This window comes from Kaustia mangrovi (assembly GCF_015482775.1).
Classification (GTDB): domain Bacteria; phylum Pseudomonadota; class Alphaproteobacteria; order Rhizobiales; family Im1; genus Kaustia; species Kaustia mangrovi.
The window spans coordinates 2,746,583-2,770,802 of sequence record NZ_CP058214.1; the positions used below are offsets into that span (position 1 = coordinate 2,746,583).

The 24,220-nt window shown below is 65.5% G+C and carries 30 protein-coding genes; 1 reads left to right on the forward strand and 29 read right to left on the reverse strand.

The window, feature by feature from the left end; genetic code table 11:
• Positions 1-255: 255 nt before the first annotated feature.
• From HW532_RS12720 to HW532_RS22135, 14 genes are all read right to left on the reverse strand, one after another.
• Entirely contained in the window at positions 256-1,026 is a 771-nt protein-coding gene (locus HW532_RS12720) for an ATP-binding protein (RefSeq protein WP_213160838.1), read from the reverse strand.
• Positions 1,027-1,215, reverse strand: coding sequence for a hypothetical protein (locus HW532_RS12725; RefSeq protein ID WP_213160839.1), 189 nt, complete (start codon positions 1,213-1,215; stop codon positions 1,027-1,029).
• 46 nt (positions 1,216-1,261) lie between these two features.
• Positions 1,262-1,840 (reverse strand): DUF669 domain-containing protein, encoded by a 579-nt coding sequence (locus HW532_RS12730; RefSeq protein WP_213160840.1) that lies wholly within the window; start codon positions 1,838-1,840, stop codon positions 1,262-1,264.
• 81 nt (positions 1,841-1,921) lie between these two features.
• Positions 1,922-2,275: a DUF4406 domain-containing protein gene (locus HW532_RS12735; protein ID WP_213160841.1), complete on the reverse strand. Its 354-nt coding sequence runs from the start codon at positions 2,273-2,275 to the stop codon at positions 1,922-1,924.
• A complete protein-coding gene (locus HW532_RS12740; protein WP_213160842.1) occupies positions 2,272-2,616 on the reverse strand; it encodes a dATP/dGTP diphosphohydrolase domain-containing protein in 345 nt (114 codons plus the stop codon). The genes HW532_RS12735 and HW532_RS12740 overlap by 4 nt, the downstream gene beginning before the upstream one ends.
• Complete coding sequence (locus HW532_RS12745) at positions 2,616-3,884, reverse strand: oxidoreductase (RefSeq protein ID WP_213160843.1); 1,269 nt, start codon at positions 3,882-3,884, stop codon at positions 2,616-2,618. Before HW532_RS12745 ends, HW532_RS12740 begins: the two co-directional genes overlap by 1 nt.
• The gene (locus HW532_RS12750; protein WP_213160844.1) at positions 3,885-4,184 is read right to left on the reverse strand and encodes a hypothetical protein; all 300 of its coding nucleotides are present in this window, start codon (positions 4,182-4,184) and stop codon (positions 3,885-3,887) included.
• Positions 4,185-4,301: 117 nt separating this feature from the next.
• Entirely contained in the window at positions 4,302-4,550 is a 249-nt protein-coding gene (locus tag HW532_RS12755; RefSeq protein ID WP_213160845.1) for a hypothetical protein, read from the reverse strand.
• A gap of 76 nt (positions 4,551-4,626) precedes the next feature.
• Positions 4,627-5,418 carry a glycoside hydrolase family 108 protein gene (locus HW532_RS12760; protein ID WP_213160846.1) on the reverse strand — a complete coding sequence of 264 codons (792 nt, stop codon included), beginning with the start codon at positions 5,416-5,418 and terminating at the stop codon, positions 4,627-4,629.
• Positions 5,419-5,549: 131 nt separating this feature from the next.
• Complete coding sequence (locus HW532_RS12765; RefSeq protein WP_213160847.1) at positions 5,550-6,305, reverse strand: hypothetical protein; 756 nt, start codon at positions 6,303-6,305, stop codon at positions 5,550-5,552.
• The gene (locus HW532_RS12770) at positions 6,302-8,023 is read right to left on the reverse strand and encodes a hypothetical protein (RefSeq protein WP_213160848.1); all 1,722 of its coding nucleotides are present in this window, start codon (positions 8,021-8,023) and stop codon (positions 6,302-6,304) included. Before HW532_RS12770 ends, HW532_RS12765 begins: the two co-directional genes overlap by 4 nt.
• 57 nt (positions 8,024-8,080) lie before the next feature.
• Positions 8,081-11,095, reverse strand: a complete 3,015-nt coding sequence (locus HW532_RS12775) for a hypothetical protein (protein WP_213160849.1) — start codon at positions 11,093-11,095, stop codon at positions 8,081-8,083.
• Positions 11,092-11,916, reverse strand: a complete 825-nt coding sequence (locus HW532_RS12780; RefSeq protein WP_213160850.1) for a hypothetical protein — start codon at positions 11,914-11,916, stop codon at positions 11,092-11,094. The genes HW532_RS12775 and HW532_RS12780 overlap by 4 nt, the downstream gene beginning before the upstream one ends.
• Positions 11,917-11,982: 66 nt before the next feature.
• Complete coding sequence (locus HW532_RS22135; protein WP_246478925.1) at positions 11,983-13,821, reverse strand: phage tail tape measure protein; 1,839 nt, start codon at positions 13,819-13,821, stop codon at positions 11,983-11,985.
• A gap of 35 nt (positions 13,822-13,856) precedes the next feature.
• On the opposite strand from HW532_RS22135, the gene HW532_RS12790 reads away from it, so the two are divergent.
• On the forward strand, positions 13,857-14,237 hold the full coding sequence (locus HW532_RS12790; RefSeq protein WP_213160851.1) for a hypothetical protein: 381 nt from the start codon (positions 13,857-13,859) through the stop codon (positions 14,235-14,237).
• Positions 14,238-14,391: 154 nt separating this feature from the next.
• Here HW532_RS12790 and HW532_RS12795 read toward each other — a convergent pair whose 3' ends face one another.
• The 15 genes from HW532_RS12795 to HW532_RS12865 form a co-directional block, all read right to left on the reverse strand.
• Entirely contained in the window at positions 14,392-14,784 is a 393-nt protein-coding gene (locus HW532_RS12795; RefSeq protein WP_213160852.1) for a gene transfer agent family protein, read from the reverse strand.
• Between the two features lie 3 nt (positions 14,785-14,787).
• Positions 14,788-15,249, reverse strand: a complete 462-nt coding sequence (locus tag HW532_RS12800) for a phage tail tube protein (RefSeq protein WP_213160853.1) — start codon at positions 15,247-15,249, stop codon at positions 14,788-14,790.
• Positions 15,250-15,260: 11 nt separating this feature from the next.
• Positions 15,261-15,662 (reverse strand): DUF3168 domain-containing protein, encoded by a 402-nt coding sequence (locus HW532_RS12805; RefSeq protein WP_213160854.1) that lies wholly within the window; start codon positions 15,660-15,662, stop codon positions 15,261-15,263.
• Positions 15,659-16,090 carry an HK97-gp10 family putative phage morphogenesis protein gene (locus tag HW532_RS12810; protein WP_213160855.1) on the reverse strand — a complete coding sequence of 144 codons (432 nt, stop codon included), beginning with the start codon at positions 16,088-16,090 and terminating at the stop codon, positions 15,659-15,661. The genes HW532_RS12805 and HW532_RS12810 overlap by 4 nt, the downstream gene beginning before the upstream one ends.
• Positions 16,090-16,431, reverse strand: coding sequence for a phage head closure protein (locus HW532_RS12815; protein ID WP_213160856.1), 342 nt, complete (start codon positions 16,429-16,431; stop codon positions 16,090-16,092). Before HW532_RS12815 ends, HW532_RS12810 begins: the two co-directional genes overlap by 1 nt.
• Positions 16,432-16,581: 150 nt before the next feature.
• Entirely contained in the window at positions 16,582-17,166 is a 585-nt protein-coding gene (locus tag HW532_RS12820) for a head-tail connector protein (protein ID WP_213160857.1), read from the reverse strand.
• Positions 17,167-17,169: 3 nt separating this feature from the next.
• Positions 17,170-17,313 carry a hypothetical protein gene (locus HW532_RS12825; protein WP_213160858.1) on the reverse strand — a complete coding sequence of 48 codons (144 nt, stop codon included), beginning with the start codon at positions 17,311-17,313 and terminating at the stop codon, positions 17,170-17,172.
• A 76-nt stretch (positions 17,314-17,389) separates the two neighbouring features.
• A complete protein-coding gene (locus HW532_RS12830) occupies positions 17,390-18,631 on the reverse strand; it encodes a phage major capsid protein (RefSeq protein WP_213160859.1) in 1,242 nt (413 codons plus the stop codon).
• Positions 18,632-18,646: 15 nt separating this feature from the next.
• Positions 18,647-19,495 (reverse strand): head maturation protease, ClpP-related, encoded by an 849-nt coding sequence (locus HW532_RS12835; protein WP_213160860.1) that lies wholly within the window; start codon positions 19,493-19,495, stop codon positions 18,647-18,649.
• Complete coding sequence (locus tag HW532_RS12840) at positions 19,473-20,747, reverse strand: phage portal protein (RefSeq protein WP_213160861.1); 1,275 nt, start codon at positions 20,745-20,747, stop codon at positions 19,473-19,475. The genes HW532_RS12835 and HW532_RS12840 overlap by 23 nt, the downstream gene beginning before the upstream one ends.
• A 4-nt stretch (positions 20,748-20,751) precedes the next feature.
• Positions 20,752-22,644, reverse strand: a complete 1,893-nt coding sequence (locus tag HW532_RS12845) for a terminase large subunit (RefSeq protein ID WP_213160862.1) — start codon at positions 22,642-22,644, stop codon at positions 20,752-20,754.
• Entirely contained in the window at positions 22,604-22,996 is a 393-nt protein-coding gene (locus tag HW532_RS12850; protein ID WP_213160863.1) for a hypothetical protein, read from the reverse strand. The genes HW532_RS12845 and HW532_RS12850 overlap by 41 nt, the downstream gene beginning before the upstream one ends.
• Positions 22,997-23,135: 139 nt before the next feature.
• A complete protein-coding gene (locus HW532_RS12855; protein ID WP_213160864.1) occupies positions 23,136-23,327 on the reverse strand; it encodes a hypothetical protein in 192 nt (63 codons plus the stop codon).
• Complete coding sequence (locus tag HW532_RS12860) at positions 23,324-23,632, reverse strand: HNH endonuclease (protein WP_213160865.1); 309 nt, start codon at positions 23,630-23,632, stop codon at positions 23,324-23,326. The genes HW532_RS12855 and HW532_RS12860 overlap by 4 nt, the downstream gene beginning before the upstream one ends.
• A gap of 267 nt (positions 23,633-23,899) precedes the next feature.
• Positions 23,900-24,193: a hypothetical protein gene (locus HW532_RS12865; RefSeq protein WP_213160866.1), complete on the reverse strand. Its 294-nt coding sequence runs from the start codon at positions 24,191-24,193 to the stop codon at positions 23,900-23,902.
• Positions 24,194-24,220: the final 27 nt, after the last annotated feature.

Below are 24,220 nucleotides of genomic sequence, written 5' to 3' on the forward strand. Positions count from 1 at the left end.
GAATACGGATTATGAGCAATTGAAGAAAGGCGAGCCGACCGAAGCCGGCCCGCCAGATTGCCTAGGTGTCGGGACGCCCGTGCGGGAACTCCCACTTGTCGCAGACAGTCCGCACTTGCGGAAGCATGACCGTGACCTTGCCCGACATGACAGGCGTCATGACGACCGACTCGTGCGACCGCACGCACTCCCCGCGGTCAACGCCGTCGCATCCAGCCACGGCCAGCGACACCGCCAGGACGAACGCCAGGCGCCTCATCGCACCCCCTCCGGCGACGGGAAGAACTTCGCCAGCTCCGTATAGCCCGCGCCCTTGCGGAACGGCATGCTGGGCGGCATGCCGAAGCGGTTCTTGGCGATGAAGCCGGGCCGCTCCTCAAGGTGCACCTGACGGTCGCCGCCGCCCTCGCCGTGAACGGCCTTCTTGCCGAAGCCCTGATCCTTCTCCTTCAGCGTGATGCGGAAGGACATGAAGCCGATCAGGGAGGCATCTTCCGTCACGAGCGCTGACGCGCGCTTGTGGAGCTTGATGCCGTACCGGCTGTAGGGATCGCTGGTCGGGCTCTCGAACCGCGTAATGTCGGTGTGCGCGATCTGCACCACCGCCATGCCGGCATTGCGAAGCGCGCCGAGCGCCCTCAGATACTCGCGCCACACCTCGTCCGCCGCGACATAGCCCTTGCCGTATCCCGGCTCCTCGATGGTCTGCCAGCCATTCTGTGCGCATGCCGCCGCCCACACCATGGGCTCCAGCCCGTCGAGGCTGTCGACAATGAGCGTCTTGAACTCATGCGGCGCGGTCAGAAGCTCGCCGATGAAGTCGAGCACCTGGTCGAGGGACTCCACCTCGCCGGGCGTCGCCATGTCCACGTCGGCGGGCGGCTCCTCGCCCGGCGTGGCGAGATAGACGGGATCCGGCCATTCCGCCGCCAGCGACGTTTTGCCGACGCCCGGAATGCCATAGAGGATGGCGATAGGCGGCCTGGTGGTTTTTGTCGATTGCAGACTGGAAAGGCTGATAGCCACTCAGTGAACCTCCGTGCTCTGCATATCCTTGGCGACCGCGCGCAGCGCCCTGGCGTTGTCCATGTGCCGCGCCTTGGCCGCGCGGCTCTTCATCCGGCCGGCGGCGCGGATATTCCAGTTGGCGCAGGCGAACAGCCGGCCGGCGGTGGCGCCCTCCGCAAGGGCGCGCTCGACGGTAATGACGGTCATGGGGACTCCTCTGTGTTGACGACGGGGAATGGGCTGCGGGAAGCGCCTAGCCGGCCCTGGACCACGGCCGCGCCTTGCCGGTGGCGGCCGGTGCGGCGGGCTTGTTGTCGTTCGCGGGCGCGCCGGTGGGCGCCTTCGGCCTTGCCGGCTGGTCGGCGGCAATCTCCGGCGCCGGAACGTCGCCCTCGTCGGGGAAGTAGTAGCGCTTGACCTCGGTGCGCGCGGGATAGAGCGGCGTGCCGTCGGCGTTCTTCTTCTTGCTCGGCTTGCCGAGCCCCAGCTTGGCCGTATAGGCCTTGAAGTGCAGATCCTCGGAGTCCTCGATCTCCGTCACGCCGACGGCGCGGCACAGGCTCGCCAGCTCCTTCTGGCCGATCTCCTGCGCCTGCGGGTTCTGGTTTTCCAGATTGATGAAGCCGAAGAACTTGCGCCCCTTCATCGCCTCCGGCTCAAGCACGACGGAGGTGTATTTGAGCCCCTGACCGGTGCGGGCATTCTCCGGGCCGGTCTCCACGACCTCCGACGCCTCCATTTCGAGGCGATAGACGCCGTTGGGCAGATCCTCATAGTCGGACTGCGTGGTGTCGTGCTGGGTGGCATTGAACGTGGAACCCAATCGGGCCATGCGGGAAGTCTCCTCTTGAACGGGAAAGGCCGCCTGCGGTGCTCCGCGGCGGCCTTGGTGGTGGTTGGGTGGGGAGTGCGATCAGATATGAAGCGTGACGTGGCCCAACGCGTCGGCCAGCGCCTTCTCGGCCCTCGCGCCCCGGCTGGTCTCCCAACCGGGAAGCAACGCGATGGCGTCGGCCTCAAGGCAGATATAGCGCGTGTCGTCGGCGAGGGCCTGGCGCAGGCTGAACCCGTGCTCCTTCGCGGCCGTCTCCTCGCAGCCCTCCGCATTGCCCTTCGACACGTCAATCCCGCCATGGCGCTCGATATCGCGCTCGGCGGGATTGAACACGTTGTGGCCTTCCGCGCGCAGCCTGGCGGCCGCGGCGTGGAAGGCCGGGAAATTGAACTCGGGAATGCCGCGCATGGGCCCGGCGACATAGATGTTCATGGGCGGTCGTCCTCTCCGCACTGGCGGGCTTCGTAGGCGATCAGGAACGCGATGCAGCACGCCGCGTGCCACAGATGCGAATAGCCGGTCTCCGGGTCGGCGCGCTCGCGCCGCCACCACGACCACAGGTGCCGCATGAGCGCGCCGAAAACGCGGCCCCACTTCATGCCGCGTTCCCAATTGCGGTCTTCGTATTTGCTTGCGCCGAACGTCAGGACCGCCGCGGTGGCCTCGACCACTTCGGGCGGTATCAGCTCCATGCGGAGCTTTCCGCCATCGTCCTTGCGTCCGGTATCGTTCGACGCGCGCTCGCGCAGCGCCACCTCCCCCGTCACGGCCATCACGCCGCCTCCTCTGCCTTCGTGTTGTCGTTCGCCGCGCCATAGGCGCCCGACACCATTTCCGGCGTCAGGGTCAGGCGCGACACCTCGCCGAATTCCTCGTCATATGTGATGACCTTCGCCGACCGGCCGGACAGCCAGTTGGCGCCGTAGGCGTCGGCCGCGGCTAGCGTCTCATGGCGCTCGACCTTCATCAGGTCGGTCGACTTCAGCTCGTCGGAATGCAGGTGGCCAATATGCGCGTAGCTGTGCCTTGTGCGCCCGTAGATCTCGCGGAACTTCCCAGCGAACATGCTGTCAACCGTGCCCACCCTGCGCTTGTGGCCGTGGTGGTAGAACAGCGATGTCAGCCCGTGCTCGTGAGCATAGTATGAACCCTCGGCGTTCTGCGCCGGCGAATTCTTAACCGTCAAGCGTGGCTCGTCTTCAAGAAACGCCGCGAAGGTCTCTCGAAGCCAGGCTTCCGACCCAGGATCGTGATTGGCGTCCGCCATGACGACGTGCACATGCTCGTGCTTCTGCAGGAGCATGGACAGGATGCGCCGCACGGTTCGGATGACGACGCGAACCACCTTCGGGAACCGGCTGTCGGCGTCCAGAATGTGGCCGCTCGCCGGGGTCTTGGGCTCGAACCCGTCATAGTGCAGAAGGTCGCCGAGCTGGGCGAACACCGCCGTTCTGGCCGGCGGCGCCATGGCGATGGCCGCCGCGAACCAGTCGAGCAACAGGCGCTCGGCAATCTCAAGGTCATAGTCGGCGCCCGTCTCCTCCCGCCAGGACAGCATGCCGAAATGCGCGTCCGTCACGGTGTACTGATTGAGGAGACGGCTATTGACCGTGAGGGGCGGAGCAGTCGGCGCGACCGGTTCGATAGCCTCTTTGAGCGCGGCGACCGTGGCGCGCATGGCCGCAAGCTGGTGCTCGCGGTCCTCGCCCGTCTTGATCCACTTGATAACCTCGCGCCCGTCCTCGTCGACAAGCGCCGACACACCCTTGACGCGCTGGCCATCGGGCACCCGGAATTCCTCGCCGTGCTCGCGGACCTGCTTGATCCACTTGCCGTCGGCCGTCTTGCCGGCCACGCTCTTTATCGCATAGCCCGGCATCACCGGATCGGTGGAGAGCAACCCACGCTCCGCCGCACGCTTGAGTCCGCGCCGGATCGTCTTCGGGTCAACGTCCAGCGCGCGGGCGGCGGCACGGTTGGACCCGTGCTCCTCGACCGCCCGCACGATCTCCTGAATTCGTTCGTCTGTCAGTGGGGGCATTCACGGCTCCGGGGTGGAGCGGCGGCGGCGCGCGGGCTTCGGCGCCTCGAACACGCGGTCGATGCGTTCGTTCAGCCGCTCAATCGAGCCGTTGACGCCGCCGATTGCGTCCATGATCTGGCGCGTCTGTTCCGACAGGCCCGCCTTGGTCACGTAGGTTTCGGACACATGCAGCTTGTAGGCCGCAAGGTCGCGGTCGGACTTGGCGATGGCGTTGTAGAGCCGCCACAGAAGGCCGCCCAGGGCCACCGCGCCGCCGGCCATGAAGACCAGCACCTGCCATTCCACGGCGCCGGTCATGGAGACCACCCGCAGACGCGTGCGCCATATTCGTTGTGCTTGACCACCCACCGCTTGGAGCTGGCGACAAGCCTGTCCTGCGGCGCCGGGCGGAATGCGCTCGACACGTCGCAGAAATCACCCGCCGTCGCGCAGCCAGTCAGAATAGCGGCGATCAAGATCAGCGGGGCCAAGCGCGTCGATTTCCTCATCAACCGCTTTCCTTTCCCTCATTCCCGCCAGGCGCCCGCGCGCCCGCCGGCCATCCTCGTAGGCGCCGCGCTTCAACCAGCCGGCCGCAAACGCGCCGGCCAGCGACACGAGCACCGCGCCGGCTGCGATCAGCCAGCCCCTCGCGCCGGCCACCAGATTGAGAAGCCATGTCATGTGGTGTCCTTCCCGATTGCGGCGAGCGGCGCAGCCACCACAGCCACGCCGCCGCCGACAATGCGACCATCATCGGTCAGGCCGCCCGGATGCGGCGCACGGCGTACCAGAGCCCGACGCCGACCGCGCCCACCATGCCGATGGCAAGCGCGATCTGGACCGGCCCGCTGCCGCTGGCGATGGCGCCCATCGCGGAGACGAGGCCGCCGAGCGGTCCCCATGCTTCCGGCCTGGTGACGACATGCGTGAACGACACATCCTCGGGACGCGCCTTCGGCGTCGGCTGCACATGGGACGATGCGGTTGCCACGCCGCCGGCCAATGCGTGCGCATTGCCCCGCACCCCGCGCTGCGCCCGCCACTCCCCTTTCGGATCGATGCCGGTGACGCGGACCGTCCAGCCGCGCGCATAGCGCCGCCATCCGCGCAGCGAGCGCAGATAGGCCAGACGCGCGTTGCAGTAGTCGTCGATCAACTCGCGCAGCCCGCCCTTGTACCGCCGCACGGCGTCGACCGTCTGGATGCCGACAATTCCGTCCTGCGAAACACCGACGAGCCTTTGCAGCACCTTGACCGCCGTTGCCGGCCCGGAGTGCACGCCGAAGTCGAACACCGCATAGTCCAGACCGCGCGGCAGAAGATCGCCGCCGCTCTGTTTCCAGTAGGACTTGCGATAGATGATGCGCGCTTCCGAAAGGGTCAGATTGCGCACGTCGGCGGCTGTCACCTTGCGGCCGCGATGCGCCGCGAGCGTCGCAAGCGTCACGCCGTATTTGGTCGGGCCGCCGGGGTCTTTCGGATCGTTCACGTAGCCGCCTTCATGCCCGAACATGAGGCGCAATGCATCGCTCAGCGTCGAACGCGCCATGCATGAAACTCCTATAGGTTGTGCTATGGTGAGTTGGCTGCCGATGCCCCCCAATGGGATCGGCAGTACGGGCGGGGTTCCAGTGCCCCCCCAGGTTCCCGGAGCCCCGCCCACTGACAGGAGGGCGAACGCTACAGCCCGGCTTTCCCGGCCAGATAGGCCTGCAGCTTCGCGCGCTCGTCGCCGGTCAGAACGCGCGGCACGAGCACCATGCCGTACCAGTCCATGGCAGCCGTAAGCGTGCCATCGTGGAATGCACCGATCTTGTTGGTGCCCGTCCGGGTATCGATAGTCTCTGACCCGCTTGCCGCCTCCGACGACAGAAGACCGTAGATCGTGTTGTCTCCCAGGGTCGAACCGGCCAGCTCGACGCCATAGACGCCGGTCGACGCGATGCCGACCGAACTGTTGTACGCACCGCCCTGGATCGCGATGCGCAGGTTGTTGGAGCCATTCACGACCAGTGACCAGCGCTCGCCCGTATTGCCGGGCCCAAGATTGAAGTACACGCCGATGTTCGATCCGGATGCGGCATCGGCCGAACCCGCGAAATAGAGCGCGCGGTTGTCCGCGCCCGACACGCCAACATGGTTCGGCAGGTCGAAATGCTGGCCTGTCCCGCCGTGCTCAATCCGGCGCAGACCGCCGCTTTCGCGGAATGTGGGCCGGTCGCCCGCCGTCGGCTGTGAGGCGTGGTTGCCCGCCCCCGACTTGTCGAGCATCAGCCCCACCGGGTCGCCATCCTGCGTTACAGGCGTTGTGCCCGCCGCGTCCTGAAACAACGTCGACAGGTCGGACGGATCCCACCAGCCGACCGGCGACAGGGCGTCAGGCATCCACTCTCCGCCGCCGACCGCCAGCCCGTAGAATGGCGCCATCACCGTCATGACGGCACCCTGTCGCCCATAAGCGTCAGCTGCACCGCGCCGTCGCCCATGACGGCCATGCTGTAGACGGTGCGGCGATTGGCGTCCGTGCCGCCCGGCGGGGCGGGCGACGCACCGGAACCGTCGATCAGCCCGGCGGCGCCGACGGTCCCGTCGTCGAACGTCACGGCGCGCCCGCCCGTGGCGTCCTGGACGATCTCCACAAGCCCCGGTTGGCTCGTGCCGGCGCCCGGAGGATTGGTCACAGCGAGCGTGGCGTCGTCGCTCAGCGTCACCGCGAAATGGTGCCCCTGCGACAGGTCCAGCAGCGCCACGCCGGCCACAACGGCGACCGGCACAATCGGCGTGCGCTGCGCGGCCGTCCAGTCGTTGACCTCGTCGGCTGGCGTGTCGTCGGCCGCCAGGTTGTCCAGCGCCTCGTCCAGATGCGAGCCCGGCACACCGCTGTCGTTGGCGATGTCGGACGCATCCAGCGCGACCGACGTGCCGTCGAGCGGAAATGTCGCGCCGCTGCCGCGCAATGCCGTACCGCTCGCACCGTCGAACTCGGGGATCTCGCCATCCACAGACGAGGCCGGCCCCGACATGGAGCCCGCATCGCCCGCCCGTGCGAACTGGAACGAGATAGGCGCGCTGGTCACAAACGCCGTGGCGCCCGAATGCCCCTGTACGGCAACCTTCACATAGTCGCCGGCATCGGCAACGCCCGTCACCTGGAACATGGCCTGCGAATTGTCGGCCGCATGCGTCAGGGTCAGCAGCCCCTTGGCAGTCGGGTTCGAACTGGCGGCCAGCGCCAGCAGATACGCCGACACGTCGTCGCTCATGCGGTTGAGCTTCGACACATAGAGCTGTGTGGCCGTGCTCAGATCGGCATCGTTCGCGCGGATCTCGCCGGCGCCGGGATCGGCGTCCGTCGTCGCGGCGTCCCATGTGAACAGCGCGCCGGGGTCGGAGCCGTCGGCGCCCGCCGGCCCGCGCTCGCCCGACAGCGCGATTGTCCAGTCGGCATAGGTTCCGGCGCCGACGATGGTGTCGACCGCAACCTCAAGCGTTGTTCCGCCATAGGCCGCGATCACGCCGGACATGCGCCGGTTCGCCGGATCGGCATCCGACGTGGCCACAATGCGCGCGCCGACTGCATAGCCCCGGTCGGCCTGATCCAGCGTCCACGTCTTCGTGCCCGTGCCGATGGCGAGCGGCGTGGCCGACGTGGCGACCATCTGTGCGGAGCCCGGCGCCCCGGCCGGCCCCTGCAACGGCGTGCCGGCCGACCAGTCGGCGGCCGCCGCCGATTGCTTCCAGTAGAGCGTCGGCCCGTCCGCGTCCTGAAGCACGATCACGGCGAAGCCTGCCGCCTCGCCGTCATACGCTGCGCGCGCCGCGAGCGTCACCACGATGGCGTCGGCGGGAAAGAGCGCCGTGCCGAAATCCGTCGCCGCCGCGGTGCCGATGGCCTCCCACTCGAACGTGTCTTCCCATGCCGGACTGACTGTATAAGCGCGAATGCGATAGAAGCCGCCCGGTGCGAAGAACGCCGCTCGGCCGAACTGGTCTGTCTGGAACGGATTGCCGAGCGGCGTTGTGCCCTCATGGTCGGCGAAGATCTGCACCAGCGGCCGGCCCGCTCGCTCAAGGCGAACCTCTATCCATGCGTTCGGCACGACATTGCCGGCATCGTCGGCGATGCGAAGGTTTTTGCCTGCGTAGGATGCCACGCGACACCTCATGAAAATGGCCGCCCGAACGGGGCGACCGCTGCGATATTGGTTTAGCTAGGCCGTGCGCTGCCCGAGAATGAGTCCCTCGGTCCAGTTGACGCCCGTTATGTCGGAGCCCGAGCTTGTCGTGGCGCCGGCCACGGCAATGATCGCATCGCCGGCCGTCACGTCGGACAGGCGCGTTGCGAGCGGATTGACCGCAGACGCTGTGATCGTCTCGACGGCGGCCAGCGTCCCGGACCCGACACGGCGGTAAAGCTGAAAGCCGCAGTCGGTCATGCCGCCCGAAAAGGTGACGCTGATATCCCCCGTCGTGTCCGCCGACGGCAACTCGACCGACAGGATAGCCACGACGAGGCATCCCCCCTCGCCATCGTCGACGGTCAACTGGGTGGACAGATCGGCGACGGCCTGGCCATTGACCGACGCCGCCGCGATTGTCCGGCCCACCGTGTCGGCGTTGGCGATAATGCACAGATCGCCCTTGCGGCTGGCATCGGCGGCACCGAGCGCGCGACCGGCAAAGCTATAGGCAGTGCTGTTCGCGCCATCCGCACCGGAGTCGACAAGGCTGACCGTTGCTCCGTCAAACCGGGCGGCCAGTAATCCGGCGCGCAACAGGTTCTCGCCGAATTCGCGCTCCAGGCCGTCATACTCGATGGCTGCCGAAACCTTCACGTCCGGCATATCGGAGGCGACGTTGACGCTGGCGCAGCTTTGCCGCGTCTTCGCCCCGGCCACCGCCCCGTCATTGTCGCTGGCAACGCCATCGGTCGCGAACGCGATCAGGCTTGCGCCATTGAGTGCGAAACCGGACGCGCCGCCGACAGCCGTGCCGATGCTGGTGAAACTCCAATCCTGACCATTACGGCCGGGGCCGCCACCAGCGCCGCCACCGAATGACGCGCCGCCACCAGCTAATGCCGTTCCGGCCGGACCATCCGGGCCACCGTCGCCACCGACGCCGCCAAGGCCGCCTTCGGTGCCGGCGCCGCCGCCGCCGCCACGCGGAGACGACGTTGCGCCGGCTACACCGGCACCACCGCCGGCGCCCGACATGATCCTGCCCAGCAGGTTGTCGACATATAGTGGATAGTTGGTGCGTATCGCTTCGCCGCCGGGATAGCCGCGCGCCTTGTTCGTGTCGCCGTCGCTGTCGGACTTGCCGCCCTGTCCGCCGGGGCCCTGAATGTGCCCACGATTGATCAGGTTTCGCGTGACGAACGGAACGTCCGACCAGTCGCCCACGTCGAATCCGGGGAGACCAGTACCGGCCAACGGCTGGCGTCGACCGCTGACCGTCTCCCAATCGGGCGGAGCGTCGACGGTCCCGCCGACGGTCACACCCTCCTCGATGGTGATGTTGACCGTATAGCCGTCGCCGTTGTCGACCGGCGGGCCCCATATCGAATCGTGCAACTCGCGCAGATCGATGTTGAGCGTGTCGAAGTCGATAACGATGGTGCCGGGCTCCACGTCGGGTGGAGGTTCGGACAGCATCTCCTCCGCCTCGACCTCGAAGCGGTCGGCCTGCGGATCCACCCGCGTCGTCTGGATCGGGACAAGCTCATTGCCGCCGCCGGCATCCTGGAAGACACGAGACCCGAGCTGGTAGCCGCGCCCAAGGTCGACATGATCGATGCCGAAATGACGCTGGACGGCAAAATTGAAGCGCCGGGGCGGCGCCTTGTATCGGCTCAGGATGATCTCGTTCAGGCGTTGTGCGATGGGTCGCCCGCCCGCCGGAATCCATCGGGAGAATATTTTCTTGATGGCCGGTGAACCATAGGTGGCTTCGCTGTTATCGTCCTCGTCCTTCTGTGTCTGCGCGTAGTTGTTGATCTCGTCGAGCGGCTTGGTCGGGTCGAGCTGGATATAGTATGTCCACACCTGCGACACGCGCTTGCCGGGCTGATCCTGCGTGCGCAGCGTGTCGGCAAGCGTGTTGTCCTCCGTCCACCGGTCGGCATTCGTGCTGACCTCCCGCAAGACACGCAAGCGCAGCTTTTGCGCAATGTCGTCCCACCAGACAATCAGGGCCGCCTGCTCGATCAGCTCGACAATGAGCTGGATCACGTCCGTGGGCTCGGCAACGAAGCCCGAATAGGGCGTGCCGAGAAAGCTCGTCGTCTCCTGTGCCCACTCCTCGATATTGATCCAGTCCGGATTGAAGCCGGGCACATAATTGAGGAACAGATAGGCGATGATCAGCGCGGGCGATTGCGGCTTGAACTCGATACCGAGCTGTACGCGGTCGCCCTCGCCATGCTCCTGCGCCGCGGTGCCCTTCTGCCCGCGCGTCAGCGTGAGCACGTCGCCGCTGCGCGTGTACCGGCAGACCTCGTTACCGCTGATGACCACCCACCCCTCTTCGGGGTAGGTCGCGCCGATCCCGACCGGGCTTAGCGTGGCGGTCGTGTCCGCCTCGGCGATGGCCGCGAGAAGGAAGCCCTCCGACAGCAACGGCGCCTGCGCACGGTCGCCATTGGCCAGCGCAATCGGATCGGTCGCGGTGATCGTGTACGAGCCGTCGGCCTGCGGGCCGCTCGTGGAGTCGATCACGTAATGCCGCGTCACCATCTCGGCGAGCGACTGGCCCTTGAGCCCCTGAATCCGGCGGATCGGCTGGCCGCGCAAGGACGGATGGCGCGCCCGGAAGCGCGGCCAGAATGTGCCGTTCCAATAGGGATCGCGCGCGCGCTCGTCGGCGTATTTGTCGAAGCCGGGCCCGCTGTCCGACCAGCGATGATCGCGGCATCTCACGACAAGCGTGGCGCGCTCGCCCAGGTCTTCGCCGAGCGACACAACGCCAGGCGTGAAGTCGATACTCTGTATCGACGGAATGGCCGGTATGTCGTCGGGCAGATTGCCGTTGTCGAGCGCGAACCGGATCGTCACCGGCTCTGGCGTATAGGACTCGATCACCGGGCATGTCGCCCGCGTGTTGAAACACTTGGTCAGCGACGACGTGCCAAGGATCGCCGGACATGTCCCGGCCGCGTTCGTCGCCCCATAGAGCAACGCGCAGATCGGCACGTCGATCTCGATGAACTCGACAGCCTCGTTCATGAAACGATGCCCGTATATTCGAGGTGGAGCCGTTCCAGCCGCGAGCCGAACGAGTAGATCGGCTGCGGATCGTTCGTGAGCCAGACAAAGCCCGTCTCGCGCGGGTAGCTCGTCGGCGCCCAGGCGAAGAAAAAGGGCCGCTCGACGGCGGCCTTGAGGAACGGGTCGAATTGCTCTCTGAAGAATGCCCGCGACATGTAGAAGTCGACCGCGGACTCAACGCGCTGGTTCACCACGATGCGTCCGAGAAAGTCGCCGCTCTCGCTGCGGCCATTCACGGTTTCGCTGACGCGGCCATAGGGCGTCGCGGTGAAACCGAGACCGGCGGGCATCGCGCGCTCCATGACGAGCAGCTTGCCGATATACATGACGGCGATGCGGGCGGGCTCCGCCCCGGTGCCAAGCGCGACCTGCACGTCGGTGAGCGATTGCGGCTCGAACCAGAAGAGGGCTGGCGTGTTGTCCGGCAACACGGTCTGTTCGACCAGCACGCTCCATGTCACGCCATTGTCCGCGCTGCCCAGGATCGTGACCGGAATCCCCGCCGCGCCGAGATTGTGCCCAGCGAGCCCCACATAATCGATATCGCCGACATGGGAGAGGCTGGCCGTGAGGGCCTGCGCCGTCGTGTCGGCGGCCTGCCACGATTGCAGCGGTGTGGTGGACGGATTGGCGAGATTGCGCGCCGGATAACCGGGCTCCGTCGTGTCCGCTGTGACAGTGCTGGCCGTGACGAGATTGTGCCAGCCGATAACCGGATTGCCGCGCGACGGCGAGCCGGCGGGCGCCGACAGAACGAGACTGCGGCCGATGATGATCATGCCAACCCCGCAAAAGAAAAAGGGCCGCTCGAAAGCGGCCCCGTGAGAGAGTGGGATTTGAAGCGGCTAGCGCACCGTGGCGTTGAGCTTCTTGCCGTAACCGGTCGCCGAGTTGATCTGGTCGATCAGCGCGCGGATTTCGTCGCGGCTTGGCGCGTGCATGCCAAGCGTCACATTCAGATTGACCGTGCCGCCCGGCTCCGCGGTGTCCCGCGCCATCTCGGCCACCGGCTGCGGCGGCGCCATCGCATGCACCCCGAGCTTGCCATTCGGCAGCCGCGTCAGCGGCATGACCGCTTCCGGGCCGGCCTCGCCCATGAGCCCGGCGCCGTCCGCCATCGGAAACAGCGTCGGCTTGTTCACCACGCCGCCGCGCGCGAAGGGCGTCACCTTGCCATTGCTGAAGGCCGCGCCGTCCGCGAACAGGCCGCCAATCAATCCGCCGACCAACCCGCCGCCGCCACCGAAGCCGCCGCCCAAAAGCATCTGGAACGCCTGACTGGCGGCCATTTCGAGCAACCGGTCGAGGATGCGCCCCAAGGCGTCCTCGAAGCTCGCCGCGCCCGTGATCAGGTCGGAAAAGCCCGATTGCAGCGTGTAGATGACATCCATGCCGACCGCGTTCAGCTCCTCCTGCGCGGCCGTCATGCGCATGACGGAGGATTCAGCTTCCGCGTAGGTCTGCGCGACGCCGCGAATGCCCTCCATCTGTTCCGGCGAAAGCTCGATTCCGGCTTCCTGCGCCGCGTTGATCAGCTCTTGCTCAAGCCGGTACGCGGTCGCCTGCTGCTGCGTCATGCCGAGCGTTTCGCCCTCGATCACGAGCGCTTCCGTTCGGCGCATGATTGACTCGGTCAGGCGGTCGTATTCGTTGCGTCGGGTCGTTGGGTCGGTGTTGTCGTCATCGTCCGGGTCTATCGCCGGGCGTAGCGGGCCGCTCTTGGCGCCGCGATTGACTTGCTGCCCATCGTCTGGTGTCACCGGAGTAAGGCCGGCCTCTCGAATCGCCGCTTCTGAGAAGTCCACGCCAAGCGCCTCAAGCACATCGCGCATGGCGGACGAATTGGCCAGCTTGGCCGCCTCGTCCCTCAGATCGTCGAGCATTGTTCCCATTGTCTCGACAGCACCCGCACCTTCAAGAATGGCTTTCTTGAAGGTGACAGAAAACCTGCGCTCCAGGGCGGCGAATTGCTCGTCAACACGTTTGGCGGTTCGAACCAACTCCTCGTCCATCACGGCCCCGGTATCGCGAGCCTCCTCACGAAGCCGGGAAATCGCGTTTGCGCCACTGTCCAAGAGGCGAATGAGAGTCTCGCCGCCCTGGCCGCCGAATATCTCGTCTGCGATGCGGATGGCGGCAGCACGGTCGAGGGTCCGCAAGCTATTGATGATGTCATTGAGGAGGGCGGGCGGGTCTTTTAGCGCCTCTGACAATTCGTCCGCATTGAACCCAATCCTTGCGAACGCTTCTGCCGCACTCCCTTCTCCCGTGACGACAAATTCGTCCGCCCTTAGCTGCATTTCCTTGAGCGCGTCAGTCAATCCGTCAAACGGGATACGGGCTTGCCGAGCGGCGTATTGCAGCTCTTGAAACGCCTCCGCCGTAATGCCAAGCGATTGGCTTTGGCGGCCCAATTCGGCAACCTCGGCTGTTACTGCCTGTATGGAGCGCGGAAGCTGACTCACGAGTGCGCCACCAGCGCCGAGTCCAAGACCTGCAACAAGACTTGATCCAATCGCCTGAAACTGCGCACGGATTTTGCTGTTCATGCGCTCAAAGCGCGTCTCGATCCTTTTGGCCTGTTTCTGTGCCGTTCCGGTTGCCTTGGCTAGCTGCTTTTCGTACTTCTTGATATTGGCATCCAGGCTCACAACGAGCCGTTGCAGGTCTGTGGTCTCGGCCATGCAGCACTATCCTTGGGGGCGCAATGTCAGCAGCTATGAAAATCGTCGGCGGGATCGTGATCTTGGCCGGTATCTTTGTGACCTTGTTTACCCCCGTGCTCGCCTTGGCGAGCGGAGTTTCGGTCATCATTTCGGGGGTGTTTCTGATCGCGTTCGGCGCGCTGATGGAGGTGTGCGAAAGCATAGAGAACAACTTGTCGGTTATCGCGAGCCAACTTCGCTCGCAGACCGGCTTTCGTCACACGGTCGCCAATGAACGACACAACATCACAATCAATGGATTCCCAGCCAAGCGCTTGAGGGGCACGCAGGTTGCGATAGACACCAGCATTGGCGAGCTGCATTTTGCCACTGCACACGAGGCACAAAGCTGGATCGCGGAACCTGCACAGGAACAACGCGACTATCGCGGATAGCGGACGGCTCAACTAAGCCGCCCCACCATCTCGTGAAACTCTTCGGGCGTCGGTGCCTCGGGTTTGGTCTCTGCACCCTGCGCCTTGTTCCAGCCGTCCACACACGCCGCGAACTGCCACAGCGACATGCAGTCGATCTGGTCGGGCGTGAAGCCTAGGACGCCACCGGCTCCGTAGAGGCTGGCGGCGGAGATTCGCCCGTTTCCTCCGCCGCCTCCTCTTTTCCCACAGGCTCGTTCGGATCTCCGACCAGACTGGCCATGAGCACCGCCCGCGCGGCCAGGACATGCTCGGCGAGCCGGCCGGGGACAACGTTGTCCTCGACCAGCTTGCGCGCCTTGGCGGCGTCCAGCCCGGCGCCGATCAGCCCAAGGCGCAGCGGCTCGCGAATGTCGTCAATCCGCCAGCGCGCCGACGATAGCCTGCCCGCGATCTCGGCGAGCCCACAGTCGCGCCGGTCTTCCAGCGCGAGGGCTTCCTTGATGGCCAGGCGAAACGTGCGCTCGTCGCCGGCCCATGTGAATGTCACGGATGCGTCGCGGCTCATCGGTTACGCGCTCGCGTCCGTCCAGACGACTTCGCCGTTGCTGGAGAGCTCGACCTCGACCTGCACAAGCCCCTTGACGTTCTCGCGGGTGATATTGAGCGTGGTCAGCACGGCCGACATGGAGAAGTACCCGCCATTGTTCGCGAGCGTGGTGTCGAGCTTGACGCGAATGTTCTTCGCAACGCCGGACAGCATCCAGTCGCGCCACTCGTCGAACGACTCCATGGCGAGCGTGCCGGAGCCGGAGACGCCTGCCGACAGTGCGGAAATCACGCGTTCCACGAACACGGGCGCGTCCAGATCGTCGCAATCGGCGATCTCGAAATCCTGCGTGGTGCCGGACAGGTTGATGCCGGTCGAATTCAGCGCGCAGGGCGCCGCGAACTCTTCGGGGCCGGGGTCGACATTGCCGTCGCCCAGCTCAATGAGCAGCTTGGAGCCGGAAAGGGTGGTCGGTCTCGCCATGCGGCAGACTCCTAGTCAGATGGTTGGGATTGCGTGCGAACGGTCATGCGGGCGCGGCTGGTCAGCCCGTCGGGGTCGCGGGAATAGTCGACGCTGCGAACCTCGATGGTTTCGAGCGTGTGGCCGCTGACGGTCAGGTTGGACGGCTCGTTGAGCAGATCGCGGATTGCCGACGCAATGGCCTTGCACTCGGGAAACCCGACCGCGCGCGACCAAACATCGATCTGGTGGAAGCACTCACTGCCGTCGTAGCAGTCGGCATAGACACCGACCGTCTGGCCGGTGCCGACCGTCACACGGGGGAACGGATCCGACTCCGGCACGGTGTCGAACACATTGTCGCCGGCCGCCGTGGCCAGCGCCTTGATGGCGGCGACGACCGCCTTTTGCAGGGCAAGGGCCGGGTCGCTCATTTGCCGCTCCCCGCGACTTTCTTGGCGGCCTTCGTGGTGGCGCGCGATATGCGCCCCTTGATGCGGCGGCTTAGCGACCGGTAGGCCGGGAAAAAATACGGCTGCCCGTTCTGGTCGACGGTTCCGAACTCCACGAACGCCGCATAGAAGGCTTTCGCGTCGCCGGCATGGATCGTCACCGATAGCTCGGTGTCGCCGATCTTGCTGCCCGCTGTCACGCCGCGCACGTTGGCGTTGTCAGCCTGGAAGTTGCCGAAGGTGTAGCCGATGGAGTCGCGCAAGGCCCCGCTATCCACCGGAGCCAGCCGCCGCTGCATTTGCGTCAGCTCTTCGGCGCCCTGTTTCATGGCCTCGTGAATGTCCTTGCGGACCTGATCGGGCAGCGCCTTGAGTTTCTTCTGAAGCTTGTCGAGCCCCTTTACGGCCATCAGGACGCCACCCCGCTTTCCGCGAGCATTTCGATATAGGCATTCTTCTCGACCATATCGGCCGCCGAGCGCAACGCGTAGACCGTGCCGGTTCGCGCATCGACCGCGCGCCAGTCAGGCGTGACCGAACGCGTCTCCGTGCTCGACCGGACGGTGATCACGACCGGCTGGACGCCCTGCAGGCGCCGGGCCAGCACCGTCTCGCCGCCCTTGGACGGCTTCACGCGCGCGGCCACCGTGAACCGGTCTTCCCAATCGCCGGTTACGGGGTTGCCGTATCCGTCGTCAATCGGCGCCCGACGCTGGAACGTCAGACGCTCGCGCAACCTTCCTGCCGTCATGGTCAACCTCGATAGCGGCGCCCGCGGCGATGGCACGGTCGGCACAGACACGCCGAACCGTACCCTCGAAGCCGGCCGGATAGGCCAGCGTCACGCGGGGCTTTTCGGGAGGGTTGAAGTCGTAGTCCTTGAGGAACCGAACGCGGGCCATCAGCGGAATACCCGCCGATGGGGCGCGAGCAACGCGTCGACGGCAAAGGGCACGGTTCCCGGTACATCGGGCGACGTGGCCTCGCGGTTCTCGTACCAGTGCCCCACCAGAAGCAAGAGTGCGTGCCTGATCGATTGCGGCACGTCCGACGGTGCCCCATAGCCTGCCGTGAACGTCACCGACACGGCGTCGGGCCGTGTGTCCGTCGATGGCCAACTTTCGCTTTCTACGCGATAGAGATACGGGCCATAGGCGTCGATCACAGGACCGCGATAGACGGTCGGCGAAAGCGTCTGCTGGTTGCCGTCCTCGTCGCAGTAGGTCACGTCGACAATCTCGCTCACGGGCGCAAGCGGCAGATAGATGACCCACGGCGGGAAGCCGCACAGGTCCAGCCGCCATGTCTGCGAGACAAGGCACTTGCCGAGAATGCCCGACCAGCCGTCGACATAATCCGTCGCCGTCTGAATGAGCCCGGTAATCAGGGTGTCGTCGTCGGCATGGTCGACGCGCAGATGCGCCTTGGCTTCCTCCAGCGATACCGGCAACTCGGCCGGCGCGATCGTTCGAACCGGCGCGAGCATCGGTCAGCGCTTCGCCGCGGCGCCGTAGGGCTTGGGATCGAGGCCGAGCGCCTTGTGATCCAGCCTGGACGCGCGCACGCGTCGCGCCACTTTGCCCTTGGTCTGTTTGGCGTCCGACGCCTCGGTCTTCGTCTGTGTCTCGGTCATTCCTGTTCCTCCGAAAGCAATGCGGGCGGCCCGAAGACCGCCCGCTCCATCACGCAACTGCCTCGATGGCCGCTGGCTACGCCGCGCCCATCTTCAGAACCTTGATGGTCTCGGGGTTCTGCACGCCACCGCCCACACGCTTCGTGGTGTAGAAATTGACGTAGGGCTTGTTGGTGTAGGGATCGCGCAGCACGCGGACGCCCGTGCGGTCGACGATCAGATAGCCGCGCCGGAAGTCGCCGAAGGCAATCGGCAGCGCGTCGGCCGCCACATCCGGCATGCCCGGCATCTCCGTGACCGGATAGCTGGCGAGCTGCGCCGGCTGGCCGGCCTGATAGGACGGCTGCCACAGATAGTTGCCGTCGCCGTCCTTCAGCTTGCGCACCTTGCCCTGGGTGGTGCGGTTCATCAGCCACCGCGCCGACTGCGTGAAAGCCGACGGCAGCGAATAGATCACGTCCAGAAGCTCGTCGGAGTCGAGGGCCGTGGCCGACGCCGCCGTGATTGCCTCGATGGCGCCCAGCGGATTGGCCGTGGCGTTCGAACCGCCGGTCACGAAAGTCAGGAAGCCGCTCGGCTTGTTCGACCCGTCGCCGGCGATGAATGCGAGTCCCTCCTGATAGGAGAACTCGGTCTCCACCTCGCTAGCCAGCCACGCCTCCAGGTTGACGGCGGAGTCGTCCAGCATCTGCTGGGTGGCCGCCGGATTGGCGTAGATCTCGCCAGGCGCGAACGTCATGGTGCCGAAGGTCGGCGTGCCGGTCTCCGGCCGCCCATCGGTTTCGCCGACCCAGCCCGACGACGTGCCACGCAGGTTGAACACCTTCTTGAAACCGGCCGTCGAGATCGTCTGCACAGACGCGATCTGGCGCATGGGCGACGTTTCGATGAGCTGGTCGGTGATGGTGCGGTCCCACTCCACCGGAGCGAGATAGCCGCCCTCGTCGTCGGCACCCTTGTTCAGATTCGCCTGAACATCGCCCTTGCGGAAATGCGCAGTGAACGCCTCGCTGTACTCCGCGTCGTACAGGCTGGCCTCGGCCTGCCCGGCGCCGATCTGCATGGCGGCGATCTGCGCGTTCGCCTGGTCGACGGCCGATTGAAGATCGGACACGCTGGACTCGATGCGGCCGAGCTTCTCGGTCGTGACCACATCGTCGAACTTCGCGGCGAGTTCCTTGTCCTTCTCCGCCATGGTGGCCTTGAAGGATTCCCAATCGCTGTTGAGTTCAGCGAGAAGGGCTTTGACGTCTCCGGTTGCATCGGCGCGCACGGAGACGGTACCGCGCAGCCCGCGCGGCGAAACATGCTTGGTCATGAGACCTCCTGTTGATTAAAGCTTGAAAAGGCTGGGCGCTGCGGCCCGGAACTCGTCAGCGTCACGCGTCAACGTTGCGACCGGAGCGTCACGCGTACCGGCCTTGAATTCCGCAACAAGCGTCTTGGCTTCCTGCGGTGTCATGTTCGCCGAACTCACTAGCGCGTTCTCGATAACGCGCTCGCACGGCACGGACTTCCGGGTGTCGGCCCGCACCTTCACGGCGCCGGGGTCCAGACGGCCGTCGGCAAGGCCGGTCTCGATGGCCGACGAGGCGTTGAACATGGTGCCGTCGCCGCGGTGTCGGTCCATCCAGCCGGTGACGGTTTCCTTGTCCGCACCGGAGCGCGCCGCGTACACGTCGGCCATGGCGTCGTCCACCTGGGCCAGCAGCTCCGCCGCGTCCTGCGCGTCGAACTTGTTACCGATGACGATCCCCGACGCGTTGTGCACCATGACGAACGATGCGTTCGACATGAGAATGTCGTCGCCGGCCATAGCGATGACCGACGCAGCCGAGCCCGCCATGCCGATGATCTGGACGGACACCCTCGCGGGATGCGCCCTCAACTGGTTGTAGATGGCGATGCCGGAGAAGAAATTGCCGCCCGGCGAATTGAGATTCACCGTCACGTCGCGCTTGCCGATGGACCGGAGCGCCGCACCGATGCGGCGTTCCGTGTTATCGGCCGACGACACCGGATCGATACCGATCTGCCCATAGATCGATATCGTGGTGTCGTCGCCATCGACCGCCGACGTGACAGCCGGGTCAAACGCCTCGACCGTCTGTTCCGGCGCCTCGAAATTGAGCCAGTCCGGTTTCTGGAACGCCTGAATCTCAGGCAGCTTGCGAAGGCTCATCCTGTGTCCCTGTCTGTGTCTGGCCGGGAGGCGGCGGGAGATTGTCGTTGTCCGGCAGGTCGAGCCAGTCGCGCACCTCGTCAACGGCGAGGAATGGCTGGTGTCCGCCCGAGCCAAGGCCCTTGGCAAAGAACTCGGCCTGATCCTTCATGGAGCCGCGCAAGAGCGCGCCCGCATTGAACTTGGCGATGTACAGATCGGCCTCGCGCTCGGTCAGAAGCGAGCGCTCAATGGCCTGCTGCCACGCCTCGAACCACGGGTTGAGCGCGTAGCGGACGAAGAACTGCCCCAGCACGTCGATGCCGGAGCCCCACGACGTTTCATCGACGCCGAGCAACGGGCGAGGCACGCCGAACGGCCGCGCGATCTCCTCGATCTGGTGCTTGCGCTGTTCGATATTCTGGCTGTCACGGCCCGTCCCTGAGAACGGTTTGGCGTCCATTCCCTCTTCAAGGATCAGCCATTTGTGCGCGTTGCTCGCACCCTCCCGGCGCTCCATGCTGGCGAGCAACCGGTCGTAAGCTTCCGGTGACAGCTTGTTCGGGTGCGCCAGGGCGCCGCCCACCATCATGCCTTGCTTGAACAGACGTGCCGCCGCCGTATCCGTCTGGATCGCTAGCGCGATGGCCTCCGCCGCCTGCTTGACCAGCGACAGGCCGGTAATGCCGTCGTCAGATATCCCATAGCGCAGGTGGAACACGTCCCGCTGAGGCAAGACTGTCTCGCCGCCCTTGGCCTTGCGGTAGACGTATTCGGGCGTCCAGTCCCGGCGCAAACGCGGGGTTATGCGGTCGGTGTCCAGCGGAACCAGATAGAGGATCTTGTTCCCGCTGCGCACGATCCGCGCATAGGCATCACCCTTGGTCCCGCTGCCGCTCGCGCCAAGCGCGCGCTGCTGCATGAGCGACCGGAACTCGAATGCCGTTTGCCACGGGTTCGGCCGGCGATGCAGGACGCGGAACAACGGGTGATCGTCGGCATTGGTGTTGTCCGCCTTGCGCTGCAAATGCAGCGGCAGCATGCCGATAGCGAAGGAAATCAGCGAGACGCATCGCAAGACAGTGGTGTTCCGCATGGCCACCCTGGGCGACACCGAAATGCCCGCCTCGGTCATGGCGCCGCCGCCCTTGCGCATAAATTCCAGCAATCGCGGATCGTCCATGCTGTAGAACTGCGCTGCCTCACCGGCCATCGCCTGCACAGTCGCGCCGCCAGACGTGGAGCGGCCGAACAGTCGTGAAAATATGCTCATCCGCTCACACCATGAGGATACCGCGTGTCTCGTAGACCGACGAACCGCCGACCGGCTGCATGGTCGCCGCGCCAATCGCCATCGCCAGCGCGACCGCCGGGTCCATGCGAAGCGTCGACTTGGCCTTTGAGAACCACTGATTGTTGAGGAGCGGGTCAGTCTCCATGGAGACGCCCATGATTGCCGAAATCAGGACCGGATTCCGGCGGAGCCTTATGCGCCCTTCCAGAATGAGCGCTTCCAGCTCCTCGATAGAACCCGGCATCCACAAGCCTTGCGGGGGCTCTTCGCCCGCGCGCTTGGCCTCGGCGACAAGCTCCGGATCGGGTTTTGCCCGGCGCTTGCCGCCCTGCGGATGCGCAACGGTCCTGATCTCGACGCCGTACTCGTCAAGCTCGTCCTGGAACTTGTCGTAGGCGTAGCGGTCGAAGGCGAGCAGGTCGATACCGCGCTCCGACTCGAGCTGGGCGAACCGCGCCGCGACATGGTCGTAGCGCACGCGCTTGCCATCGGTGGCGTTGAGGTAGCCCTGGTCAAGCCAAGTCCGGTACGGCACATGGTCGGCCTCGGCGCGCGCGTCGAGCGTTTCGCCCGGCGTCCATGCCTCTATCCACGCGTCATAGGTCGGCAGGTCGACAACGGTCCCGTCCGTGCGCTCCACCGCGGCGGTGCCCGTCTCGATGACGAACGCCGCGGCGGTCAGATCCTTCGTTCCCGACAGGTCGAGGCCGGCCGCCTTGATCGGCTTTCCGGCATGTTCGATATCCGGGTCGAAGTCGGCCAGGACGGATTCGAGCACGTCGCGCGTGATCCACGACGTATGCGCTTCCGTCCACACACAGAAGTGCAGCCGCAGGATGCCGTTGCGCTTGCCCGGAGACGATTTCGCCTGCGCGACGACACCGGCAAGATAGTCCTCGGTGAGGATCGTGTTGAGGAGCGGGTTCGCCTTCGGCCAGCACGACGGATCCTCAAGCGGATCGTCGTCCTTGTCGAGCGCACAGACGAACGCGAACGTGTCGTCGTCTATGACCTCGCCCACATAGCTGTAATCCTCGTCGGGCTCGCGCGTGCCGGCCGCGACGCGCACGGCGTGCTCGTGCTCCTCCCAGCACACCGAATTCCGGTCGCTACCGCTGTTCGTGATCATCGCCAGAAGCGGCTGGCGTCGGAACTTGAAGCCGCGTTCCAGCATTTCCATGATGGCGCGGTCGGGATGCTCGTGCACCTCGTCGCACAGCGCGAAATGCGGGCGCAGGCCGGAGCCGGTCTTGCCGGCTTCCTTGGACAGCGGCCGGAAGAACGATTGCGACTTGTGGTGGGCGATATTGAACTCTTTGCCCGCCGCTCCGCTGGTCTTCGTGCGCTTCGTGAGCGCCGGCGACTGGTTGCGCATCTTCACGGCGTCGCGGAACAGAATGTTCGCCTGATCCTTGGTCGCCGCTGCCGCGTAGATCTGCGCGCCGGGTTCCTTGTCCGCCGTCAGGCCATAGAGCCCAAGGCCGCCAGCGAACGGCGACTTGCCGTTGCCCTTGCCCTCCTCGATATAGGCGCGGCGAAACCGGCGGGTGCCGTCAGCCTTTTTCCAGCCGAACAGCGAGCCCAGCTTGAACGCCTGGCTCGGGTGCAGCTTGAACGGCAGCCCCTCGAACTGGCCTTCGTTGAGCTTCAACCCGCGCTCGAAGAACCGCATGACGTGAGCGGCGGCCTTGTCGTCCCAATACAGGCCGCGCTCGTGACCGCGCGCCAGGTCATCGAAATGGCGGCGGCAGGCATTGCGGACATGCGGGCCCGCCACGACCTTGCCGTCGAGCACGTCGTGGGCGTAGGCGCTGACGCGATCCAGCGCGGGCGTCTTATTCGAACAGCTCGTCGTCGGGGTCTTTCTCGTCGCCATCCGGCATCGCCACCTTTGAGGCATCGGCCGGCGTGGCGCCCATCTGTCCAAGGCACTGGCGCAACAGGTTCATGGCCTGCACGCCAACGTCCTGACCGGCGATCATTCGTCCGTAGATGTTGCTGGCAGTGGCAACGAGCGTTCGGTGGGAAGCGTTCAGCCACGGAACTTCCGTGGCAATTGTCTTCCACGCCGTCCACGCCTTGTTCTTCTCGGTGTCGGCGATCCACTCGGGCGGATCGCCCAGCGCGTCGGCGACCTTCGGCTCCACGCGGTTGTGGTAGCGTCCGGGATTGATCTTGTCCCGCCCCTCGGTCTCGGCCTTGGCGCGGGGAGTCCGCGGCTTGGCCATAACGGGACGCCCTCAACGTCGTTGATGCGTCCAGAAGAACGCATCAACAAATCTCAACATTCGAATTGCAGAAACGTGCGTTTTAGGGGAGCGGCGGTGTTTCGCAGAGCGAAACTTTAACTTTCGATGCCCCCCTCCGTCACGCCGCCGGCTTGACCATCGGCACCACGTTGTCGACCTCGCCGAACGTCACGCGCTTGGTCGGAATGAACACCGCCACCTGCATCTCGCCATTGACCGCCTGCACTCCGCCCACCTGGGCGCCATTGATCGGCACACCGTTGACGAACAGGTGCATGTGCCCGGTGTGGTCTCGCTTAACCTCGATCATGCGTCCTCCTCATGGAATGGCCAGCCGTCCACGTCGCAGCCCTTGCGGCGTAGTCCGCGTTCCTCGCGTTGCTTCTCGCTGTCGTGACAGCGCTTGCACAGCGACTGCAACTCGCCGTGCCAGAACAGACGTTCGTCGCCCTTGTGCGGCGTGACGTGGTCGGCCACCGTGGCTGGTGTCACCACGTCGCGCGCCAGGCAGTACACACACAGCGGGCTATCGGCGAGCTGCCGGGCCCGCCGCTTGCGCCATCGCGCCGTGTTGTACAGGCGGTGGTAGGTGTGCGCCGCCGCGCTAGTAGACATAGCCCGGCCGACACGCGCCGCGCAGACGGTCGAGAATGCGGTCGATCAGTGCTCGCATGGTGGTGTCTCCAATAGCCAGCGGCGGGCGGAGCCACCGGAGCGCAGTAGCGTGCACTACAACGGTGTCTCGACGCCCGCCGCCTGTCCCCGCGTCGCCGGAGGCACGGCGCCAGCGGGTTGGTGTGAGGCGGTCCCGACCGATATGCGCGTCGGGCATGCTGTTAACCCGCCTCAAATGGAAAGGGCGCCTCGTGGGCGCCCTGCTCTCTAAACCGCTATCGCTTCCGATTGCGGCGTGTTGTCGTTCGCTGCCTTTGTCGTGTCGACCATCGGGCCGAAGATCTTCTCGGCATGCTGCCGGTTTCGCTCGTTGAGTTGGCCGGCGTGGTACATGCGCTTCAATGCGCGCCTCTCATCTTCCGCCTTGGTTTCCATGAGCGTCTGTAGCTCGGCAACCTTTCGCTCGGCGGACTTGCGGGTCGCGATCAACGGAGCTGCTTCGGCCGAGTGCTGAACCAAGCGCTCGGCGGCACCCTTCATCAACTGGTCAACTGACTGCATGTGAATGTGTCCTCTCAACAATAGGCA

Excerpts from the sequence above, each read along its gene's own strand:
- HW532_RS12725 (WP_213160839.1), bottom strand. The coding sequence starts at position 1,215 with ATGACCGTCATTACCGTCGAGCGCGCCCTTGCGGAGGGCGCCACCGCC.
- HW532_RS12730 (WP_213160840.1), bottom strand. The coding sequence starts at position 1,840 with ATGGCCCGATTGGGTTCCACGTTCAATGCCACCCAGCACGACACCACG.
- HW532_RS12735 (WP_213160841.1), bottom strand. The coding sequence starts at position 2,275 with ATGAACATCTATGTCGCCGGGCCCATGCGCGGCATTCCCGAGTTCAAT.
- HW532_RS12740 (WP_213160842.1), bottom strand. The coding sequence starts at position 2,616 with ATGGCCGTGACGGGGGAGGTGGCGCTGCGCGAGCGCGCGTCGAACGAT.
- HW532_RS12745 (WP_213160843.1), bottom strand. The coding sequence starts at position 3,884 with ATGCCCCCACTGACAGACGAACGAATTCAGGAGATCGTGCGGGCGGTC.
- HW532_RS12750 (WP_213160844.1), bottom strand. The coding sequence starts at position 4,184 with ATGACCGGCGCCGTGGAATGGCAGGTGCTGGTCTTCATGGCCGGCGGC.
- HW532_RS12755 (WP_213160845.1), bottom strand. The coding sequence starts at position 4,550 with ATGACATGGCTTCTCAATCTGGTGGCCGGCGCGAGGGGCTGGCTGATC.
- HW532_RS12760 (WP_213160846.1), bottom strand. The coding sequence starts at position 5,418 with ATGGCGCGTTCGACGCTGAGCGATGCATTGCGCCTCATGTTCGGGCAT.
- HW532_RS12765 (WP_213160847.1), bottom strand. The coding sequence starts at position 6,305 with ATGACGGTGATGGCGCCATTCTACGGGCTGGCGGTCGGCGGCGGAGAG.
- HW532_RS12775 (WP_213160849.1), bottom strand. The coding sequence starts at position 11,095 with ATGAACGAGGCTGTCGAGTTCATCGAGATCGACGTGCCGATCTGCGCG.
- HW532_RS12780 (WP_213160850.1), bottom strand. The coding sequence starts at position 11,916 with ATGATCATCATCGGCCGCAGTCTCGTTCTGTCGGCGCCCGCCGGCTCG.
- HW532_RS22135 (WP_246478925.1), bottom strand. The coding sequence starts at position 13,821 with ATGGCCGAGACCACAGACCTGCAACGGCTCGTTGTGAGCCTGGATGCC.
- HW532_RS12790 (WP_213160851.1), top strand. The coding sequence starts at position 13,857 with ATGAAAATCGTCGGCGGGATCGTGATCTTGGCCGGTATCTTTGTGACC.
- HW532_RS12795 (WP_213160852.1), bottom strand. The coding sequence starts at position 14,784 with ATGAGCCGCGACGCATCCGTGACATTCACATGGGCCGGCGACGAGCGC.
- HW532_RS12800 (WP_213160853.1), bottom strand. The coding sequence starts at position 15,249 with ATGGCGAGACCGACCACCCTTTCCGGCTCCAAGCTGCTCATTGAGCTG.
- HW532_RS12805 (WP_213160854.1), bottom strand. The coding sequence starts at position 15,662 with ATGAGCGACCCGGCCCTTGCCCTGCAAAAGGCGGTCGTCGCCGCCATC.
- HW532_RS12810 (WP_213160855.1), bottom strand. The coding sequence starts at position 16,090 with ATGGCCGTAAAGGGGCTCGACAAGCTTCAGAAGAAACTCAAGGCGCTG.
- HW532_RS12815 (WP_213160856.1), bottom strand. The coding sequence starts at position 16,431 with ATGACGGCAGGAAGGTTGCGCGAGCGTCTGACGTTCCAGCGTCGGGCG.
- HW532_RS12820 (WP_213160857.1), bottom strand. The coding sequence starts at position 17,166 with ATGCTCGCGCCGGTTCGAACGATCGCGCCGGCCGAGTTGCCGGTATCG.
- HW532_RS12825 (WP_213160858.1), bottom strand. The coding sequence starts at position 17,313 with ATGACCGAGACACAGACGAAGACCGAGGCGTCGGACGCCAAACAGACC.
- HW532_RS12830 (WP_213160859.1), bottom strand. The coding sequence starts at position 18,631 with ATGACCAAGCATGTTTCGCCGCGCGGGCTGCGCGGTACCGTCTCCGTG.
- HW532_RS12835 (WP_213160860.1), bottom strand. The coding sequence starts at position 19,495 with ATGAGCCTTCGCAAGCTGCCTGAGATTCAGGCGTTCCAGAAACCGGAC.
- HW532_RS12840 (WP_213160861.1), bottom strand. The coding sequence starts at position 20,747 with ATGAGCATATTTTCACGACTGTTCGGCCGCTCCACGTCTGGCGGCGCG.
- HW532_RS12845 (WP_213160862.1), bottom strand. The coding sequence starts at position 22,644 with ATGGCGACGAGAAAGACCCCGACGACGAGCTGTTCGAATAAGACGCCC.
- HW532_RS12850 (WP_213160863.1), bottom strand. The coding sequence starts at position 22,996 with ATGGCCAAGCCGCGGACTCCCCGCGCCAAGGCCGAGACCGAGGGGCGG.
- HW532_RS12855 (WP_213160864.1), bottom strand. The coding sequence starts at position 23,327 with ATGATCGAGGTTAAGCGAGACCACACCGGGCACATGCACCTGTTCGTC.
- HW532_RS12860 (WP_213160865.1), bottom strand. The coding sequence starts at position 23,632 with ATGTCTACTAGCGCGGCGGCGCACACCTACCACCGCCTGTACAACACG.
- HW532_RS12865 (WP_213160866.1), bottom strand. The coding sequence starts at position 24,193 with ATGCAGTCAGTTGACCAGTTGATGAAGGGTGCCGCCGAGCGCTTGGTT.